The 18,914-nt window shown below is 41.8% G+C and carries 18 protein-coding genes; 11 read left to right on the forward strand and 7 right to left on the reverse strand.

Translation table 11 applies throughout. The features are described from left to right. Window positions 1–625: 625 nt before the first annotated feature. Entirely contained in the window at window positions 626–2,140 is a 1,515-nt protein-coding gene (locus tag AACU25_RS11665; RefSeq protein ID WP_096575753.1) for a phytoene desaturase family protein, read from the reverse strand. 105 nt (window positions 2,141–2,245) lie between these two features. Between AACU25_RS11665 and AACU25_RS11670 the strand changes: the two genes are divergently transcribed. The 4 genes from AACU25_RS11670 (at window position 2,246) to AACU25_RS36895 (ending at window position 6,215) form a co-directional block, all read left to right on the forward strand. After that, window positions 2,246–3,028: an ABC transporter ATP-binding protein gene (locus AACU25_RS11670; RefSeq protein WP_096575755.1), complete on the forward strand. Its 783-nt coding sequence runs from the start codon at window positions 2,246–2,248 to the stop codon at window positions 3,026–3,028. A gap of 17 nt (window positions 3,029–3,045) precedes the next feature. Beyond that, on the forward strand, window positions 3,046–4,482 hold the full coding sequence (locus tag AACU25_RS11675) for an MlaD family protein (protein WP_096575757.1): 1,437 nt from the start codon (window positions 3,046–3,048) through the stop codon (window positions 4,480–4,482). Window positions 4,483–4,600: 118 nt separating this feature from the next. Then, entirely contained in the window at window positions 4,601–5,656 is a 1,056-nt protein-coding gene (locus AACU25_RS11680) for an aromatic ring-hydroxylating oxygenase subunit alpha (RefSeq protein ID WP_096575759.1), read from the forward strand. Between the two features lie 292 nt (window positions 5,657–5,948). After that, a complete protein-coding gene (locus tag AACU25_RS36895) occupies window positions 5,949–6,215 on the forward strand; it encodes a tetratricopeptide repeat protein (protein WP_422641115.1) in 267 nt (88 codons plus the stop codon). On the opposite strand, the gene AACU25_RS11685 is transcribed toward AACU25_RS36895, so the two are convergent. After that, a complete protein-coding gene (locus AACU25_RS11685; RefSeq protein ID WP_321206592.1) occupies window positions 6,144–6,311 on the reverse strand; it encodes a hypothetical protein in 168 nt (55 codons plus the stop codon). The two genes, AACU25_RS36895 and AACU25_RS11685, sit on opposite strands and share 72 nt — an antisense overlap. A gap of 91 nt (window positions 6,312–6,402) precedes the next feature. Then, complete coding sequence (locus tag AACU25_RS11690; RefSeq protein ID WP_321206591.1) at window positions 6,403–7,089, reverse strand: Uma2 family endonuclease; 687 nt, start codon at window positions 7,087–7,089, stop codon at window positions 6,403–6,405. Between the two features lie 160 nt (window positions 7,090–7,249). Between AACU25_RS11690 and AACU25_RS11695 the strand changes: the two genes are divergently transcribed. After that, complete coding sequence (locus AACU25_RS11695) at window positions 7,250–8,422, forward strand: MFS transporter (protein WP_096575763.1); 1,173 nt, start codon at window positions 7,250–7,252, stop codon at window positions 8,420–8,422. A gap of 61 nt (window positions 8,423–8,483) precedes the next feature. On the opposite strand, the gene AACU25_RS11700 is transcribed toward AACU25_RS11695, so the two are convergent. Next, window positions 8,484–8,687 (reverse strand): ChaB family protein, encoded by a 204-nt coding sequence (locus tag AACU25_RS11700; protein ID WP_096575765.1) that lies wholly within the window; start codon window positions 8,685–8,687, stop codon window positions 8,484–8,486. Between the two features lie 316 nt (window positions 8,688–9,003). Here AACU25_RS11700 and AACU25_RS11705 point away from each other — a divergent pair, with 316 nt between their 5' ends. Both AACU25_RS11705 and AACU25_RS11710 read left to right on the forward strand, forming a co-directional pair. Next, the gene (locus AACU25_RS11705; protein ID WP_096575767.1) at window positions 9,004–9,801 is read left to right on the forward strand and encodes an alpha/beta fold hydrolase; all 798 of its coding nucleotides are present in this window, start codon (window positions 9,004–9,006) and stop codon (window positions 9,799–9,801) included. 95 nt (window positions 9,802–9,896) lie between these two features. Continuing rightward, a complete protein-coding gene (locus tag AACU25_RS11710; RefSeq protein ID WP_096575769.1) occupies window positions 9,897–10,286 on the forward strand; it encodes a hypothetical protein in 390 nt (129 codons plus the stop codon). Window positions 10,287–10,607: 321 nt separating this feature from the next. Here AACU25_RS11710 and AACU25_RS11715 read toward each other — a convergent pair whose 3' ends face one another. Both AACU25_RS11715 and AACU25_RS11720 read right to left on the reverse strand, forming a co-directional pair. Further along, the gene (locus tag AACU25_RS11715) at window positions 10,608–11,816 is read right to left on the reverse strand and encodes a 4-hydroxy-3-methylbut-2-enyl diphosphate reductase (RefSeq protein ID WP_096575771.1); all 1,209 of its coding nucleotides are present in this window, start codon (window positions 11,814–11,816) and stop codon (window positions 10,608–10,610) included. Window positions 11,817–11,971: 155 nt separating this feature from the next. Beyond that, window positions 11,972–12,175, reverse strand: coding sequence for a hypothetical protein (locus tag AACU25_RS11720; RefSeq protein ID WP_096575773.1), 204 nt, complete (start codon window positions 12,173–12,175; stop codon window positions 11,972–11,974). A gap of 275 nt (window positions 12,176–12,450) precedes the next feature. On the opposite strand from AACU25_RS11720, the gene AACU25_RS11725 reads away from it, so the two are divergent. From AACU25_RS11725 to AACU25_RS11735, 3 genes are all read left to right on the forward strand, one after another. Beyond that, window positions 12,451–14,184, forward strand: coding sequence for a helicase HerA domain-containing protein (locus tag AACU25_RS11725; protein WP_096575775.1), 1,734 nt, complete (start codon window positions 12,451–12,453; stop codon window positions 14,182–14,184). A gap of 537 nt (window positions 14,185–14,721) precedes the next feature. Continuing rightward, window positions 14,722–15,705 carry an RNA polymerase sigma factor, RpoD/SigA family gene (locus AACU25_RS11730; RefSeq protein ID WP_096575777.1) on the forward strand — a complete coding sequence of 328 codons (984 nt, stop codon included), beginning with the start codon at window positions 14,722–14,724 and terminating at the stop codon, window positions 15,703–15,705. Between the two features lie 529 nt (window positions 15,706–16,234). After that, entirely contained in the window at window positions 16,235–16,966 is a 732-nt protein-coding gene (locus AACU25_RS11735; RefSeq protein WP_096575779.1) for a hypothetical protein, read from the forward strand. A gap of 210 nt (window positions 16,967–17,176) precedes the next feature. On the opposite strand, the gene cobO is transcribed toward AACU25_RS11735, so the two are convergent. Next, a complete protein-coding gene (gene cobO / locus AACU25_RS11740) occupies window positions 17,177–17,854 on the reverse strand; it encodes a cob(I)yrinic acid a,c-diamide adenosyltransferase (RefSeq protein WP_045870479.1) in 678 nt (225 codons plus the stop codon). Window positions 17,855–17,951: 97 nt separating this feature from the next. On the opposite strand from cobO, the gene AACU25_RS11745 reads away from it, so the two are divergent. Continuing rightward, on the forward strand, window positions 17,952–18,899 hold the full coding sequence (locus AACU25_RS11745; protein ID WP_199347185.1) for an O-acetyl-ADP-ribose deacetylase: 948 nt from the start codon (window positions 17,952–17,954) through the stop codon (window positions 18,897–18,899). Window positions 18,900–18,914 lie beyond the last annotated feature (15 nt).

Here is an 18,914-nt window from a genome sequence, read left to right on the forward strand (position 1 = left end):
GGGGTAAGCCAGGTTTTAAGGAAAACGAGACAAGGGTAAATCACCAATGACAAATAATTGTTGTTTGTCAGTCATGAACAAACAACTTATCCCATCAGCAAAGATATTTTGCCTGAATTAAAGTAATATTTTTAACTATGGCTTGTGATTATAACCGTGACTCTACAGAAGAGCCAAGGGTGTAATCTCCTCAATTACTTGCTGTGCGATCAATAATTTTAATTCTATAACCGTTGTGCTGAAACTACACAGGGGTTAGACCTAGTATTGTTAATTAATTTTGTGTGTAAATTTACGTTTTTGTTTGATATTAGGTACTATCAATCGCGCCTTATATAATTTTAGTTTCATCAGCATACAGGTGATGTAATTAGGTATTTATCATTGCTAAACACCTAATAATCAAAACGTTTATAACTGTTAAAAAAAGAAAAATATCTATGTGTAAAATACCATCTAATACTACTCGATTAAGGGTTTTTAACTCAAAATTGGTTTAGGGAAAAGGTTAAAGGTTAAGGGTTAAAGGTTTTGTCTTTCCTTTTCCCATTCCCCTTTTTACCCTTAACCAAAAATTATTTCATACAGTTTGTTAGCTGTTAATTGGTAAATTCAAAAATTGCTGTTATTTTCTTAACTCACCTAACACCTGTTCTGTCTGCTGTAGATTTACTAAAGTATTCGCGCACAAAATACCAGATGCAGCAACAGCTGGGACACCAATTCCGGGGATGGTACTATCACCAACACGATACAAACCCTGGATTGGCGTGTGCGTGCTAGGAAACATTCCCTGATCCGCAGCAATGGCTGGGCCGTAGGTTCCGCGATATCTGCGGAGATAATGAGCATGAGTGAGGGGTGTGCCGATGAGTTCTATAACTACACGCTCTCGGATATCGGGGATAATACGCTCTAAAGCGCGGTATAAAGATTGTGCTTTCTGGCTTTTCTTTTCTGCATAATCTTGATTTCGTTCCCAGCCAGTGTAGGGTTCGAGGGTGTAAGCATGAACTACATGATGTCCTGCTGGTGCTAGTGTTGCATCCCACACTGTCGGAATCGAGATCATGCAACTATTGCCTGGGATTGTAATATCTTGATTAGAATCGTGAACTACTACATGATGTCCGGTTAAATTCTCTAAACCATCCGCCTTGATACCTAAATGCAAATGCATAAAACTATCAACCGCTGGCGTATCTAAAGCTGCTTGGCGGAAACTTGCGGGTAAATCTTCGGGACGTAGCAAATGATTGTAAGTATCCCAAATACTCGCATTGGAAATGACAATTGGCGATCGCAAAATTTCACCTGTTGCTAACCGCACACCCACAACTTTGCTTGATTCCACTAAAATTTGCTCGACGTGACATCCTAAACGCAGTTGTCCGCCCCAGCGTTCTAATCCTTTAACTAAAGCCTGAACAATTGCTGCACTCCCCCCAAGGGGATATTCCACCCCCGCACGGGAACGTTCGCCTAACATAAAAGCTACTTCTGGGGCGATTGTGCCATGTGCCTTTAACCCTGAAAGTAAAAAGCATTCTAAATCAATTAACCGCCTTACCCAAGGGTCTTTAACTGTTGCATCCATGACATTCCCCGCTGAACTTTGCACCAGCGGTAAGTAAGGCAACATTTTCAGCAATGATGGTAAGTAACTTTTTATGAATGTGAAAATTACTTGCCAATCTGAGCGCAGCGCTAAAGTAGGAATACCCCGCATCGCCTCATACAAGCCTAATAAGCGTGCTGTAAACCGTTGCAGTTCTTTCGCACCTTGGGGTGTAACTCGCTCCACCTCCTGCCAATAACGTTCAGCATCGCTGTAAACTGCAATAGTTCCTTCAGGAAAATGGTAGTGTCCCAAAGGATCATAAGGTATAACTTGAATGGATTCACCAAGCACATCCATAACTTGTTTTAGTGGATTTAAGCTTTGGGTATCACTCAGACCACAATAGAAAGAAGGGCCAGAATCAAATTCAAATCCCCGTCGTCTAAAACTATGAGCAGCGCCACCCGCAATTGTATGGCTTTCGCAGACAATTACGCGCTTGCCATAACGAGCTAGTAAACCCGCAGTACACAAACCACCGATACCGCTACCAATTACAATGACATCACTATCTTGCATTTTTGCCGCTTCGCGGAGTCCAAGGTCAAAAGTCCACAGTCCAGATTAACTTAATTATGGCTCTTGACCCTTGACCTTTGACCCTTGACCTTTGACTTTTGACCAATGACAGAACCATTAATTGAATTAAGAGGCGTGTCTAAGTCCTTTGGTAGTAACAAGGTTTTAGATCGTGTGGATTTGACAATTCATCAGGGAGAAGCACTAGGAATTATTGGCCCTTCTGGGACTGGTAAATCTACAATTTTGCGGGTGATTGCGGGATTGCTAGCTGTGGATGAAGGTGAGATATATGTCCGCGGAGTGCGGCGCACGGGTTTGATTGAGGATGCTGCTGATAGTGTGGGGATTGGGATGGTGTTTCAGCAAGCAGCCTTGTTTGATTCGCTGACAGTAGAAGAGAATGTGGGGTTTTTACTGTATCAGAATTCCAAGATAGCGCGATCGCGCATTCGCCAACTGGTGAATACAAAATTGGAAATGGTGGGTTTACCGGGAATTGGTGAACTTTATCCATCGGAACTTTCTGGGGGGATGCGGAAACGCGTGAGTTTTGCACGTGCAATTATGTCTAACCCCGAAAGCGATCAGCAGGGGCCAGAACTGTTACTCTACGATGAACCAACAGCCGGACTTGACCCCATCGCTTCCACAGTCATCGAAGATTTAATTCGTCATTTGCAATGTTCACAAGGAGTTTGTAGCACTTATGCTATTGTCACCCATCAAGACAGCACAATTCGTCGTACCGCCGATAGAGTAATTTTTCTCTATCAAGGTAGAGTGCAGTGGCAGGGTACAGTTGATGAAATAGATAGCACAGACCATCCATTGATTAGACAATTTATGAGTGGAAGTGTGCATGGCCCAATTCAGGTCGTCGGCTAGATGGATGGAGGAAAAATATGCGATCGCGAACATTTAGAGAAGGTTCTGTGGGGCTGTTGATCCTAATGGGAGTGGGAGCATTTGGATTAATAGTCATCTGGTTGAATCGCGTTAGCACTAGTCGCGGTTCATACAAGGCAATTGTGGAATTTGCGAATGCGGGCGGGATGCAAAAAGGCGCAACAGTCCGCTACCGTGGCGTAAAAGTGGGCAGTATCTCCGCAATTCGACCAGGGCCAAATAACATTGAAGTAGAAATTGAAATTCCCCAAGCTGATTTAATTATTCCTAGTAATGTAGTAGTTGAAGCCAATCAAAGTGGATTGATTAGCGAAAGTATCATTGATATCACCCCTAAAGCTGCTTTACCTGCTGGGGTTATTGTTGCTAAACCACGAGATAAAAATTGTGATCCTCAACTAATTATTTGCAATGGTTCACGGCTAAAAGGTCAAGTTGGTATCAGTGTTGATGAACTGATTCGCAGCTCAACTGAATTAGCGACTGTATATAATAACCCCAAATTTTATAGTAACGTTAACAGGCTATTAGAAAGCTCCACCGCCGCCGCCACTAGCTTGACTGCTTTGAGCCGCGACCTCAGGGGTTTGTCAAAAAGCGCTCAAGGTCAACTAGGCACATTTTCCGCTACAGCTACCTCTGTACAACGGGCGACTAATCAATTAACCGCATCTAGTACTAAAACGGTCAATCAACTAGGTTCAGCCGCCACCCAATTTAGTTTAACTGCAAGTCAAGCTAGTCGGCTTTTGACTAACTTAGATAATTTAGTCACAAACAATCGTTCTTCACTGGTTGCGGCTTTAAATAATATCACCGAAACCAGCAACGCTTTACGCACTACAGTTAGCGGCTTATCACCTGCAGTTAATCGCTTAACTCAAGGAGAAGTAATCAGCAATTTAGAAACTCTATCTGCAAATGCAGCACAAGCATCAGCTAATTTACGCGATGCAACCAAGAGTTTAAACGACCCCAAAAACACTGTATTACTGCAACAAACTCTCGATTCTGCAAGAGCAACTTTTGAGAATACTCAAAAAATTACTGCTGATTTAGACGAGTTAACAGGCGATCCCACTTTTAGAAGTAATCTTCGACAATTAGTAAATGGTTTGAGTAACTTAGTCTCTTCCACCCAAGATATGCAACAGCAAGTAGAGGTGGCTGCTACTCTAGATTCACTCAAAGCATCAATTAATAAACCAGCTGATAAACCCGGTAATCAACCTAATGTTGTCCTGGCGACTCCAACCTTGAAGCCAGAGGCTATCACTATTAATCCTTCACCTACCTCTGTGAAAACTGCAGACAAACACTTTCCATCAGCTTTCACTATAACTACACCAGAATCATCTTCAGAAAAGCTATTACAACAACTCAGACAGTATCAAAAGCAGCGGGAACAGGAGAAGATAGAGGCGAGTAATTAGGGGTTGGGGATTAAGGAGATGAGGGAGATGAGGGAGAACAGGGGGATGAGGTAGAAAAACTTTTGATTCTAGACTATTGACCTTTGACTCTTGACTATTGACCCTTGACCCTTGACTTATGAAAGATAATCAAAATTTTTTCCTGCGTAATATCTGGTACTATGCATTGCCTAGCGATCGCCTGAAGCCAGGTAAAATGATCGCCCGTACTTTTTTGGGAGAACCAGTATTACTATGTCGTACCCGTGAGGGTAAAGTGTTTGCTGTGCGGGATATTTGTCCCCATCGTGGTATACCTTTAAGCTGCGGTCGCTTTGATGGGCAGGAAGTAGAATGCTGTTATCATGGTTGGCGTTTTGATCATGGGGGGCGTTGTACTGTTATTCCTTCTTTAGTTGAAGGACAAGATATAGATTTAAATCGCTACAATGTGGAATCCTACGAAGTGCGGGAAACTCAGGGTAATATCTGGATATATATGCCAGAACCAGGAAAATCTCAAGGTTCGCCTTCAGATATGGAAATTCCGGTGATTCCGGGTTTTGGCGATCGCCCGCCGCAGTTAGTTGAAGTGATGCGGTTTCCCTGTTTTATTGATCATGCAGTCTTAGGTTTGATGGACCCCGCCCATTCGCCTTATGTACATCGCGTCTGGTGGTGGCGTTCTGGTCAACTACACGACGAAATTAAGCAATTTGACCCTTCACCTTATGGGTTTACCATGCGTAAACACCAATTACCCGCTAACACAGGTTCAGCTTATAAGTTCATTGGCGGCGGAACTCCGGAAACCGAAATTTCTTTCCGTATCCCCGGCGTGCGAATCGAAAACACAACAACCGCCAAACATCAAGTTTGCAACTTGACAGCAATTACACCAATTTCCGAAACAGAATGCGAAGTGAATTTTGCCTTTTATTGGACAGTTCCTTGGGCTGGATTTGCCAAGCCGTTAATTCGTCTATTTACACGCGCCTTTCTTGACCAAGACCGCAGAGTAGTAGAAAAGCAGCAAATTGGTTTAAAGTACGATCCAGTACTGCGATTAATTAAAGATTCTGATGTCCAGGCGCAATGGTATTACCAATTAAAGCGAGAGTATGCACGTTCTTTGGCTGAAAATCGTCCCTTTGCCAACCCGGTGAAGAGTCAGCTGTTGCATTGGCGGGCTTAATTTGGTGTTGAGTTTAAGGATAGCGCATTAAGCGCGCAGGGGGGCAGGGGGCAGGGAGCAAGGGGGAGAAGATGATCCTTGATTGTATCGGGATGCATTGTTAATGTATGGGGTTACATTGCCAATGTATCGGGATGCATTGTTAATGTATGGGGTTACATTGGCAATGCATCGGGTCGCATTGTTAATGTATGGGGTTACATTGGCAATGCATCGGGTCGCATTGTTAATGTATGGGGTTACATTGGCAATGCATCGGGTCGCATTGTTAATGCGTGGGGTTACATTGTTAATGCGTTGGTTGGCAAAGATAATTCATGATTGCGATCGCCTAAAATTTTGTTATGGGGTAAAAATTGCTGAGAGTCTTAAAGATAGTAGCTTGCAAATAAAAGCTCTCAATTCTTTGGGAAGGACTTATTCTCAGCAAAGACAATTTGAGGCAGCAATTACTTATTATCAACAATCATTAAATATTGCCCAAAAGCTAGAAAATAGACGCGAAGAAGCTAGGGCATTCTTCTCGGCAAGCTTTAAGTGTGGGAGCATTGGCATATAGTCCTAGCAATTCAGGTACTTCTGCATAAAAAGTACCATCTTCTAAAATTTCATAGCTGGCTCGGTGTAAAGCTGCTTGAATGTATTCTGTCAGCATTGGGAGATTTTGCTCAAAACTGGCGCTTTGACTAAATTGTAAGCGAAATCAAATGTCTTAACTCTTCTTTGCAAGCTTTAAGCGCAGCTAATCAGCGACTCATTGCAAAAATCTGTTCAGCTGTTAGAGCAATGTTCGGAAACAATCTAAAATCAATTCGATCCTCTCCTCGAAACACCTTTGGGGGTAAATACTCTCCATCTTCAAGTTGGTAGATTGTAATGGTTGGCTGCTTAGGAGAGCCAATGAACCGAATGCCACCAAAAGCAGCATAGTCCACAATGATGTACTCTAAAACCCCCAAGTCTTCATATTCAGCCAGTTTTGTCAGATAGTCGTCCTTCCAGTTGTTGCTAACAACCTCAATGATTCCCGGTGGTGGAATATATGCAGCAGCAGAACTAGAAATAGTTTTCATCCGCTGCCATTCTTCCCTAGCAAAGATGACAATATCAGCTTTGCGGCTTTTTTCCTTTTCTGGTGGCGCTGTCTTCAGCCGCACTTGCTTGGACTGTCGGGACACGTAAGGTAGGTTATTTTCTTGGCAGTGATTTTCCACGTAGGTACACAGCCTCTGGATCAAATCCTCATGATTTGCATTTGGTTCTGATAATGGCACAGGAATCCCATCCAATAGCTCAAACTCTCTGCCTGAACCATCATCCCAGGCAAGAAACTCTTCAAAAGTCAGTGGTTGTGTGACGGTTACGTACATCGCCCTCGCTCCATTGCTGACAGGTAGTTGACTCAATGCTATCAGGAATTTGGCATGGGGCATTGGGCACGGCACCAGTAAGATTATTGCATTTACCATTCGATTGCGGATGCCGTGCCCCTACTTTGAATCTGTGGTTCAATTACCTGGAAACTGCTATAAACGACACTTTTTGTTGATATATTCCCAGCAGTGGATACAGAATAGCTGGGTGTTCTAAAGTATGAATAATGCAGGTAAAGCGCCTGTCTCATTAGGGCTGTTGGGTGCAGCTGCTTTTATGGTAATTGCTGATGTGCGGGTAATTGACCCACTTTTGCACATCATTGCTGACGAGTTTAAAGTTGGTGTCGGTAGTGCGGCAATTATTGTCAGTGCCTACACCATACCTTATGGATTATTTCAATTAGTCTACGGCCCGTTAGGCGATCGCATTGGCAAACTGAAAGTCATTACAGCTGCACTCACAGCCTTTGCTGTGGGAACTGCTGCTTGTGCTTTTGTGCCTAATATCATGCTTCTCACTTTACTGCGCTTTCTCACTGGTGTGGTAGCAGCCGGAATTATCCCCGTTACCTTAGCTTATATCGGTGACAACTTCCCCTACGAACAACGCCAAACTGCGATCGGTAAATATTTAAGCGCGCTGGTATTAGGACAAATTCTCGGCGGTAGTTTGGGCGGTATTTTTGGACAATATGTTAGTTGGCGAGAGTTGTTTTTAGTATTTGGGGTTGTTTCGCTAGTTATATCTATAGAATTGTGGCGAAAAATTGGCAAACTACGTCATGAAACACATTCTCATGTTCCCTTTGGTTGGGCAACATTCCGCCCTTATTTGCAACTGATGACACAACCAGCTGCTCAAACTGTAATTATCGGCGTATTTATTGAAGGCTTTTGCTTATTTGGCGGATTTGCTTATGTGGGTGCATTCCTCAGAGACAGATATAGCTTACCTTATGTAGCAATTGGCTTTATGATCAGTGGTTTTGGCATAGGTGGACTAATTTACAGCCGTTCTGTGAAGTATTTGGTGCGGAGATTAGGCGAAAGGGGGTTAATGGGGTTTGGTGGGGTATTGATGTGTATTTCTTTTTTAGCGATCGCATTATGGCAAAATTGGGTGCTGTTTGTTCCCTTCAATATCCTCATGGGATTAGGCTTTTACATGATGCACAGCACATTGCAAACCCAAGCTACAGAACTTGCACCGGAAGCGCGAGGAACTGCTGTGTCGCTATTCGCCTTTAACTTATTTATTGGACAGGGAATTGGTGCAGCCGCCTTTGGTAGAATTGTGGATCACTTCGGTTATATCCCTTGTTTTATCATTACAGGAATTGCGATCGCCTTCCTTGCCCTTTGGCTAGTCAAGCAAAAGCAACAGTATTAATCCTTAATTGTCCCTGTGAATCTCACCGAGATTCTACAGCACGGGTAATTATGAATTGATATTACTCGGGTTTTTTGTGCCATTCATCGTCTGCACCTTTTTCATAGTCGCGCTTAACCGATGCCCAAGCAACCTTAAATGCTGTCTCTTCTTCCCCATATTCAGAGAGTGCATGATTAAACGCAGCCAAAAATATTTCCTTTGCGTGCTTGGGTAGATGGTTTTTCACGGAGTCTGGTAAATCCGCTATATCTTGATAAGGCATAGATTTTCACTCTCACTGCTAGTTCTTACTCACTAGCTTTCATTGCGATTAGCGCTCTTTCATCTGCCCCTAGCGATAAATACAACTCATACTGTGGTTAATTTCTAGAGGATAATCAAAAGCGATCGCACTTGTGAAAAAAATCAATTTTCCACAAAATTCACGACTCCGTTGAGAAACTACCCAATTATCATTTTCCCCCTCATCTCCTCAAAATGGATTTTGGGGAAAAGGTTAAAGATTAAGGGTTAAAGGTTTTCCTTTTCCCATTCCCCTTTTTCCCCTTAACCCACAAGTATTGTCATCCCCCTTAACTATGCCCAAAGTCCACGTTAACGGAATCGATTTATTCTATGACATCCAAGGTAAAGGTGAGCCATTACTATTAATTTCCGGCTTTCTGTGCGATCATGCTTATTGGTCATTGCTGATGCCTTCACTGAAACAATATCAAGTAATTCGCTTCGATAACCGAGGCTTTGGGCGAACTTCTGCACCTGATAGTCCCTACACTATTCAGCAGATGGCGACTGATGCTGCTGCACTACTAGAAACAATCGGCATTAATAAGATACATCTAGCAGGGCATTCAATGGGAGGCTTAATTGCTCAAGAACTTGCATTAGCACACCCAGAAAAAGTAAAAAATCTAATACTAATCTCATCCTTAGCCAAGGGCGATGGTCGATTCAATAGTATTGTCTCCACCTGGGGAGAACTCCCCCGCACTCTCGACTGGAAAACTTACCAGCAAGTCATCTTACCGTGGATATTTACTAATGAATTCTACTCTTTTCCTGGCATGATTGATGCGATAATTAAGATGGCGGTTAACTATCCATTTCCACCAACCCTTCATGGAATCTATCATCAAAGCCGCGCTATCGTGAACTGCGATACTACACAACGCCTCAAAGATATTTCATGCCCTACTTTAGTTATGGTAGGTAAACAAGATATTCTCACACCTGTAAAATTTTCTCAACAACTTGCCCAAAATATCCCCCAAGCGGAACTTGTAGTTCTCAACTCTGGTGGACATGGCTTTTTGATTGAATCACCGGAAGATGTCGCTGCTGCAATGCTAAAGTTTCTCTCAACTCAACAGTTTTAAGTAATTACTTAGCACTCTTAGGATTTTCCGAAATAGGAAATGTCTCTGATGTAGCTATAGAACAGCAAGATACATTAGAGCTAACTGGAATATTTATGAAATCCTCTCCCCTAGCCTTAGCCGTTGTCATTGGTGCGCTTACCATTACCCAGAGTGCTTACGCTAACCAAAAGAATGTTCCATCTACAAACAGCCAGAATCATCAAGCTGCGGTTTTAGCAACAAAACCATTGTCATTGATTGGTAAATGGGGTTATAGTCTCAACCAAAATAATTCTCCCGCAACAAGCAACACAATTTTGCGAGAGCAAGATAGTGTATGCAAAAATCTTAACCCATTTGATATTATTAAAAACCCCAATATTTTATTTACGCCCTGTCAGCAACCAACAACTAAAACAACTGCTCAACTTTCAGAACCAATTGAGTATTTAAAAGTCCCACCACTCGAATCTGGAATTAAGGTAACAGTTTCCAAATTCTAAAATTTATCATAAAAAATATTTTTGGTGTGGCAATTTATTACTATAAAACATTCTTTCTATTCAAGATAGAACAGCAATATTGAATTGTTGGCTGTACAGATAATCTTAGGGTAGGGGCACAGAATATTGTGCCCCTGGTGTAATTCATGTACCTGAAATATAGTGATTCTCAAAGGCTTCGTAATTAATAATTCGTAATTGTAGGCGGTTTCAAAAATTGAGATAAATTAGAGATAATTTCAAGCGGAACTGAAATCAATCTCAATTGCCTTTGGATAAATGCAAGGAAAAAATTACGAATTACGAATTACGAATTAGTAATTAAATTACCGTTGCTGTGGCTTTCAAATCAAAAATCTTTTCGATGATATCTTCCACAACTTTATCGGGTGTAGAAGCACCAGAAGTAATACCAACGGCGATTTTCCCATTTGGTAGCCAGTTATCTGTGGTGACTATATCTCCAGTTAATTGCCGATGTTCAATAGATTTTGCTGATTTAATTCGCTCTACGCAATCAATGTGATAAGAAGGAATTCCTCGCTCAAAAGCTATCTGTTGCAATTGTGTGGTGTTGGAAGAATTAAACCCACCAATTACTATCATCAAATCAAGATTTTGTTGCACTAAATCCAACATTGCATCTTGGCGTTCTTGGGTAGCATCACAGATAGTATTAAAGCTTTGGAAATGTTGATTAATTTCTGTGGGGCCGTATTTGTGCATCATAGTCCGCTCAAATAGCTTACCAATTTGCTCAGTTTCGCCTTTGAGCATTGTTGTTTGGTTAGCAATCCCCACCCGTTCTAAATCTTTATCAGGATCAAATCCGGCTGAACAGGCTTTGGCAAATTTTTGCAGAAATTCTTCGCGATCGCCTCCGTGGAGAATATAGTTGGTAACATATTCTGCTTCCCGCATATTCAGCACAATCAGATATTTTCCTGCAAAGGAACTGGTAGCCACGGTTTCTTCGTGCTTGTATTTACCGTGAATAATCGAGGTATAGTCTACTTTTTTGTGCTTCTCGACGGTATTCCAAACTTTAGATACCCAAGGACAGGTTGTATCCACGATTTTGCAGCCTTTATCATGGAGAATCTGCATTTCCTGAACACTAGCCCCAAATGCAGGTAAGATGACTACATCTTCATTCTCAACTACAGTAAAGTCTTTTTTCCCCGCATTCACAGGAATAAATTTAACTTCCATCTCCTGCATTCGCTGATTCACAGAGGGATTGTGAATAATCTCATTAGTAATCCAAATGCGCTCATTAGGGAAGTGCTGGCGGGTTTCATAAGCCATTGCTACCGCACGTTCCACACCCCAGCAGAAACCAAAAGCTTGCGCCAACAGAATTGTCACCTCACCTTGTTCTAAAGTGTAATTGCGATCGCGAATCTGTTGGATTAAGTTACTCTGATACTCAGACTGTAACTGAGTAGCCACTTCCGCCTGATGACCAAATCCTTTGCGATTATAGTTTTCCGAATGTTGCAGGCTACGTTTAAAAGCTTTTGTATCCATTGGATTGTTCTAGTTAGTTCACCATCTCTCATTTTCTCTCGTCAAGACGCTAATGAGGTATGTAACATAACTTAAACTGCGGATTGGGTAATGGGTAATGGGTAATGGGTTGAAGATTTTTGACTGAGAACTCAGCACTCATCACTCATCACTAACTAATCGACTACCTTGATTAATCCGCCTTGTACAGCTTGAAAAACTTTATTGATTTGCAACATTTCCTGTTCGTTCAAATCATCTTTAGATAGCAAAGCTGACATCAATAGCTGTTGGTCTTGGCGTGTAATTTTACGGATATTTAAGATACGCTCAAAGACAGCCTCTAACTGTACTTGGTTTATAGGCGCAGTGATTAACATATTTTCTTAACAAAAATTACTTGATTTATATAATATCTATAGCTAAACTAACAATTTTTGATAAAGCTTGACATTAGTACCTATACGGAAACCTCAAAGAGTATTAACTATAGCGGTTTTCATGTAAATGGAATAAACTACTCTATCCCCAGTACCCAATCACCAATCCCTCATCCCCAGTCCCCAACCCATTTGTGCTAGAATTTCGTGGCAAGTTTGAACTCTACAACTGGAACGCAACATAAGATCAGCCCAACATTGATGTAAATAATCAAATGAACTCTGGACAACCATTAGGTTCAGTCACCCAAGGCTCTCTGACTGGAGGGTTAGAAGTAAGATTACACCCGGATATCTCTGTTGAAGATATGCGAGTGGGTAAGTTTTTAGTCGTGCAAGGGATGCGATCGCGCTTTTTCTGTATGCTGACAGATGTGGCGTTAGGAACGGCTAATGCCCGTATTATTGCCGATCCACCAAATTGGGAAGATACTTTTTTACGGGAAGTATTAGCTGGTAGCGGAACATACGGTACGATAAATCTCGCGCCGATGTTGATGTTTACCCCAGAAGAAGTTGAGGAATCTTTCTCACCTACAAATGGGAAATCAGCTAATCCTTTTACACCATCCATGACTGGTTTGGCTTCGTTTCAGCCTCAAACTAGCACCACAATGGAATTGTTACCAGTGAAAACGATTCCCAGTCATTTCAGCCAAGTCTACGAAGCAAGCGAAGAAGATTTTCGTCGTGTCTTTGGTTGGGAAGATGATACCCAAAGGAAAAACTTCTCTATTGGCAAACCGTTAGATATGGACGTGCCAGTCTGTATCGATTTAGATAGGTTTGTGGAACGGAGTAACGGAGTATTTGGTAAATCGGGAACTGGTAAATCTTTTCTTACACGTTTAGTCTTAGCGGGGATAGTCCGGAAAAATGCGGCGGTAAATTTAATTTTTGATATGCATTCTGAGTATGGCTGGCAAGCCGTCTGTGAAGGCAAGCAATATAGTACAGTTAAAGGATTAAAACAATTATTTCCCGGTAAGGTGGAAGTTTACACCCTCGATCCCGAATCGACAAAGCGCCGGGGTGTACGCGACGCGCAAGAACTTTATCTAAGTTACGAACAAATAGAAGTTGAAGACGTGAAGTTATGTTCTCGTGATTTAGGACTCTCAGAAGCAGCCCTAGATAATGCGAATATTCTTTACGCTGAATATGGCAAGGCTTGGATTCTTCAGTTGTTGAACATGACTAACGAAGAAATCAAGATGTTTTGTGAGGAAAAGCGGGGACACCAAGGTTCAATTATGTCCTTGCAGCGTAAACTGCTGCGCTTAGATAACTTGAAGTATATGCGCGCCGCTTGTCCACAGAACTATATTAATCAAATTTTGCGATCGCTCGAAGCCGGCAAACACGTGGTAGTCGAATTTGGCTCCCAGTCGGATATGCTCTCATATATGTTGGTGACGAATATGATCACCAGAAGAATTCATAGCCATTATGTCAGCAAAGCCGAAAGATTTTTGCATAGTGGTAATGTGAGCGATCGCCCTACGCAACTTGTAATTACCATTGAGGAAGCCCATCGTTTCTTAGATCCTGCGATCGTTCAAAGTACCATCTTTGGAACAATTGCCCGCGAAATGCGAAAATATTTCGTAACGTTACTAGTAGTTGATCAACGCCCATCTGGGATAGATAATGAAGTTATGTCCCAAATTGGGACTCGCATCACAGCCTTGCTCAATGATGAAAAAGACATTGACGCAATTTTCACGGGAGTCTCTGGTGCGGGCAGCCTGCGATCGGTATTAGCAAAGTTAGATTCCAAGCAACAAGCCTTAATTTTAGGTCACGCGGTACCCATGCCAGTGGTAGTCCGTACCCGTCCCTACGATGCTACCTTCTACGCAGAAATTGGCGATCCCGCTTGGGAAGAAAAACCCGACGAAGAACTCTTCGCCGCAGCTGAACTAGCCAGAGCCGATTTAGGCTTTTAGGCATGAATTGCGCTATCCCCAATGCCCCATGCCCAATTCCCCATGTTCATTTCGTAACATCCCACCCTACGACTAGAGAATCAGTTCGGTTATCTCCCTACATCTCGGCAACAGAAGCCGGGGTTTTCGCGTCACTATAGATATAGTAAGCAGTTAAAGGAATTTCAAATTTTTTTGCCAAACAAACCGTTGTGCCCTATAATTGGAAGATTTATCTGGGCTACTTTACTATCCACCAGATTTATCGTATTATAATAAAAGTAAAACTCATATCGACTTCGTATTTTATAGTTACCGCCCGTAACTAACGATCAGAAGAATTGTTGAAAAAAAGCCAGCGTATATCTAAATAGACTGCAAAATTTAGGGAGGGTAGGGGAACCTATCTCAGCGATACACCGTCATGTGAACGGCTGTATAAATTAATTACTTATAGTACCCCCCTATGTTCTGTGATATATGTACTTCCTTTGCTAATCCCCCCTAGTTTAGTGATTAAATATTCATTGTGTTTACGGAGTAGAGGACAACGCACCAATGCCTACTGTTAACACCGCAACCGAAAACCTAAACACCAAATTCACGGCTGATATGGTGCGAACCTATCTGCGAGAAATTGGTCGTGTGCCACTGCTAACCCGTGAGCAAGAGATTGTTTTTGGGAAGCAGGTGCAACAAATGATGACGCTACTGGACGCTAAAGAGGCGTTGGCGAAGAAGCTGCACCGCGAACCAAGTTTACCAGAGTGGGCGGAGCAAGTTCACCAATCTGAAACTGAAGTGAAACAGACAGTAGCTCAAGGTAAACGCGCCAAGCAAAAGATGATTGAAGCGAACTTGCGCTTAGTAGTTGCTATTGCGAAAAAATATCAGAAGCGCAATATGGAGTTTCTGGATTTAATCCAAGAAGGAACTCTCGGCTTAGAGCGGGGTGTAGAGAAATTCGATCCGATGCGTGGCTACAAGTTCTCGACTTATGCTTACTGGTGGATTCGCCAAGCAATTACGAGAGCGATCGCTCAACAAGGGCGTACTATCCGTTTACCGATCCACATTACCGAGAAGCTGAACAAAATCAAAAAAGTACAGCGCGAACTAGCTCAAAAGTTAGGGCGATCGCCAAATCCGGCAGAAATTGCTCACGAACTCGAGCTAGAGCCTATGCAAATCCGCGAGTATTTAAATATGGCTCGTCAGCCAGTTTCTTTGGATGTGCGCGTGGGTGATAACCAAGATACCGAACTACAAGAAATGCTCGAAGATGATGGCCCATCTCCAGAGTATTACACCACCCAAGAGTTTTTGCGCCAAGACTTGAACACCCTGTTGGCAGAATTAACTCCCCAACAGCGAGAAGTTCTAGCTCTACGTTTTGGCTTGGAAGATGGTAATGAAATGTCTTTGGCGAAAGTTGGTGAAAGATTAAATCTCAGCCGCGAACGCGTTCGCCAGTTAGAGCATCAAGCTCTTGCTCATTTACGCCGCCGTCGTGCCAATGTCAAAGAATACGTTGCAAGTTAAAAGCCAAATAACTTTTAACTGTGAGCCTCCTGAAATCAGGGGGCTATTTTTTTGTTTGGTGTTTGGTGTTTGGTGTTTGGTGTTTGTTATTTCCCTTTCATCCCCCCATTACCAATTACCCATTACCCATTACCAATTACCCAATCTTTTTCCAAAAAATCTTTCGACATATTCCGTAATGAATGAATTCGTTGTTGTAGTTATATTTAGTGCTACTAAAGGGCTATATCGAAAGTGGATTTTTTGAGAAAAATATCAATATTGATTGCAATTTATTCTAAAAAAGAGATTTTTCGTAATTTTTCTTCTTACATCACCCAATCAGGTGAATCTGTAGGGTGAAGCAGAAAGTGGCTCTAGGACGATATTCTAGGTTTGCAAGTAAAAACTAAACAAAAATTTCCGTTTTAGGTATTTTTATTCCCTTGACAATATAAATCAAACCATTGAGGGAGCCTTCGTTACAAATACTTAGTTAAGTTCTAATAAGTTGCTGAGAGAGTAGTTAGTTTTTTAGAGGAGTAGTCAGGTGCTTAATAACATTTATCAGTTCTGTGCCTCTCGTCAGTTGAAAATGCCTGCTGTTGCTTTAGTTATGGCTCTTAGTGTTTTTAGTGAGCAAACTCAACCAGTATTCAGTCAGCAAATAGAAGTAAATTCTCACAATAGTTCTGCTAGTTTGTTATCACAGCTAAGAGAAGTAAAAGGGCAGAGAAATCAAGCTTGGACAACTGCTGAAAGTAGCAATAATATTGCTGAGTCTGTTACAAACCCCAGCGAAAAATCGAACTTTCAAACTTCAGCTAAAGACTTAAATAAAGCACCTCAAACCACAGCGATCGCTAGTAGTAACCAGAAATCTGCTAAAGAAGCTGCAAATGTGCCAATGAGTAATGTACCCAACCGAGACGGCGTTTATTTATACGGTCAATCACCAGCCGCAAACCAAATTGGACAAGGATATATTGTCTTTGAGAAGCGTCAAGGTAAAGTGAATGGTGCATTATATATGCCCAATTCAGAATTTAGCTGTTTTCAAGGCACAATTGACCGCTCTGGAGAATTGGCGATGACGGTTAATGGTTCCGCAGATGAAAGTACTTCCAATGAAGTAGCTACAAGGAACACAATACCTACCATTAGTGAAGAGGAGCTAAGTAGCTATCCTTACTCTGTGGCGCTACAAGATTATCATCAACTCAAGTCTATTAGTGCCAATGACCGCCGCATTTTGCAAATGTGTAATCAATCTTCAAACTAGTCCGCCGTGCGGAAGTCAAAAATTGTAGAGACGCGATTCATCGCGTCTGTATTCAAGAGTCAAAAGTTAATATTTTTGCACATTGCTAAACTACGGGGTCTATCTGTTGGAGAAATCCCAAATCTCAAATTCAAAATTGTCTGATATGCAGCTTTATTTATAAATGATGAATGATGAGTTATGTTAATTCGTCATTCATCATTCATCATTTTAATATTCGATTCCTGGTTGAGCTTTCACACCTTGATCGCGGAAAGGATGCTTCACCAGAGTCATTTCTGTCACTAAATCAGCTCGTTCAATTAACGCTGCTGGTGCGCCTCTACCTGTGAGAATCACGTGAGTAGCTTCAGGTTTCTGTGCTAAACCTGCTAATACTTGCTCAACTTGTAAATAACCCATTTTGAGTGCAATATTAATTTCATCCAATAAAACTAATCGGAAGTCTGGGTTACGGATATATTCTAAAGATTTTTCCCAGGCGGCTTGCGCTTTATCTAAATCGCGATCGCGGTCTTGAGTTTCCCAAGTAAAGCCTTCGCCCATAGCATGAAATTCTAGCTGGTCTTGCCAATTACTGAACACCCGTTTTTCGGAAGGTTCCCACGCTCCTTTGATGAATTGGACGATCGCAACTTTATAGCCATGACCAAGCGATCGCAACACCATCCCCAAAGCCGCAGTTGTTTTCCCTTTACCGTTACCAGTATTAACAACAATTAATCCTTTTGTTGGTACAGCTTGTGCTATGCGCTGATCCTGAACTTCTTTCCGCCGTTGCATCTTTTTGCGGTATTGTTCATCACTTAAGGATGAAGACATTACCTCGTCAATTACACGTGCAATTTCTTTATCTGAATCGAATGCTTCTGGTGTGTCGTTTTTCATCAATTTGGTTTGAAGATACTGGCAATAACTTTAACAACGTAGAGAATGAAGTAAAATTTTGTTATTTAGTAAATTTTACTTACCTTATATTTGGAAGATGTTCCGGAAAATCACACTTAAAAATATTGAAAATTTATTAGCTTTTTTAACATTATTTACGGACACAGAAGCACAGCTATACAACATAGAAACCGAACCCTTGACTTTAGATCCCTATTGTTATTCTAAAGAATTTAATAAGTTCATTACATCTGTTTATCAAGAAAATTTTGTTATTGATTTTGATTGGCCAGCTTGGCAAAATGAAGCCGAGCATCTGGTAAAAAATCCAGAGTTATTAATTGTAGCTGACATTCTGACATTGCAGAAATTGTTAACAACTCACATCCGTAAAGAGCGCTTTTGTAGCGGTCATTTAGCTGCAATGATTAAAAATGGTCATTTTCTGGCAATTTTCCACAGGCTACAAGCAATCCATGCAGCTTTAATGTTAGAAAAGTCTGACAATCACGGTAAACGAAATATGATGAAGCAAATGTCAGTTTTTCAAGGCGATATTACTCAGCTACCAGTAGATGCGATTGTCAATGCTGCCAAAAATTCCCTACTGGGTGGTGGTGGTGTTGATGGCGCAATTCATCGTGCAGCTGGGCCAGAACTTTTGGCAGAATGTCGTCAGTTGCATGGTTGCGCTACAGGAGAAGCGAAAATCACCAAAGGTTACAAACTAAAAGCAAAATGGGTAATTCACACTGTCGGCCCAGTTTGGCACGGAGGTAATCAAGGTGAAGATGAGATGTTAGCTCGATGTTATCGCAACAGCTTAACTTTGGCAGAACAATATCAAATTAAAACTATTGCTTTCCCAGCCATTAGCACAGGGGTTTATGGCTTCCCCTTGGAACGCGCCAGCAAAATTGCGATCGCAGAAGTTAACAAATTCCTCAACAACCATCAATCTATAGAACAAGTGATTTTCGTTTGTTTTAGCCAAAGTGCCTATGATTGCTACATCACAGGTGTACAAGAAGTTGCAGAAAGCTAATAAGCTGTTGTTGAA

The organism is Tolypothrix tenuis PCC 7101 (genome assembly GCF_963874875.1).
Lineage (GTDB): Bacteria > Cyanobacteriota > Cyanobacteriia > Cyanobacteriales > Nostocaceae > Aulosira > Aulosira tenue.

What these genes read in the sequence shown, in the direction of transcription:
- AACU25_RS11665 (WP_096575753.1), bottom strand. Translation starts at nt 2,140, where the DNA reads ATGCAAGATAGTGATGTCATTGTAATTGGTAGCGGTATCGGTGGTTTG.
- AACU25_RS11670 (WP_096575755.1), top strand. Translation starts at nt 2,246, where the DNA reads ATGACAGAACCATTAATTGAATTAAGAGGCGTGTCTAAGTCCTTTGGT.
- AACU25_RS11675 (WP_096575757.1), top strand. Translation starts at nt 3,046, where the DNA reads ATGCGATCGCGAACATTTAGAGAAGGTTCTGTGGGGCTGTTGATCCTA.
- AACU25_RS11680 (WP_096575759.1), top strand. Translation starts at nt 4,601, where the DNA reads ATGAAAGATAATCAAAATTTTTTCCTGCGTAATATCTGGTACTATGCA.
- AACU25_RS36895 (WP_422641115.1), top strand. Translation starts at nt 5,949, where the DNA reads ATGCGTTGGTTGGCAAAGATAATTCATGATTGCGATCGCCTAAAATTT.
- AACU25_RS11685 (WP_321206592.1), bottom strand. Translation starts at nt 6,311, where the DNA reads ATGCTGACAGAATACATTCAAGCAGCTTTACACCGAGCCAGCTATGAA.
- AACU25_RS11690 (WP_321206591.1), bottom strand. Translation starts at nt 7,089, where the DNA reads ATGCCCCATGCCAAATTCCTGATAGCATTGAGTCAACTACCTGTCAGC.
- AACU25_RS11695 (WP_096575763.1), top strand. Translation starts at nt 7,250, where the DNA reads ATGAATAATGCAGGTAAAGCGCCTGTCTCATTAGGGCTGTTGGGTGCA.
- AACU25_RS11700 (WP_096575765.1), bottom strand. Translation starts at nt 8,687, where the DNA reads ATGCCTTATCAAGATATAGCGGATTTACCAGACTCCGTGAAAAACCAT.
- AACU25_RS11705 (WP_096575767.1), top strand. Translation starts at nt 9,004, where the DNA reads ATGCCCAAAGTCCACGTTAACGGAATCGATTTATTCTATGACATCCAA.
- AACU25_RS11710 (WP_096575769.1), top strand. Translation starts at nt 9,897, where the DNA reads ATGAAATCCTCTCCCCTAGCCTTAGCCGTTGTCATTGGTGCGCTTACC.
- AACU25_RS11715 (WP_096575771.1), bottom strand. Translation starts at nt 11,816, where the DNA reads ATGGATACAAAAGCTTTTAAACGTAGCCTGCAACATTCGGAAAACTAT.
- AACU25_RS11720 (WP_096575773.1), bottom strand. Translation starts at nt 12,175, where the DNA reads ATGTTAATCACTGCGCCTATAAACCAAGTACAGTTAGAGGCTGTCTTT.
- AACU25_RS11725 (WP_096575775.1), top strand. Translation starts at nt 12,451, where the DNA reads ATGAACTCTGGACAACCATTAGGTTCAGTCACCCAAGGCTCTCTGACT.
- AACU25_RS11730 (WP_096575777.1), top strand. Translation starts at nt 14,722, where the DNA reads ATGCCTACTGTTAACACCGCAACCGAAAACCTAAACACCAAATTCACG.
- cobO (WP_045870479.1), bottom strand. Translation starts at nt 17,854, where the DNA reads ATGAAAAACGACACACCAGAAGCATTCGATTCAGATAAAGAAATTGCA.
- AACU25_RS11745 (WP_199347185.1), top strand. Translation starts at nt 17,952, where the DNA reads ATGTTCCGGAAAATCACACTTAAAAATATTGAAAATTTATTAGCTTTT.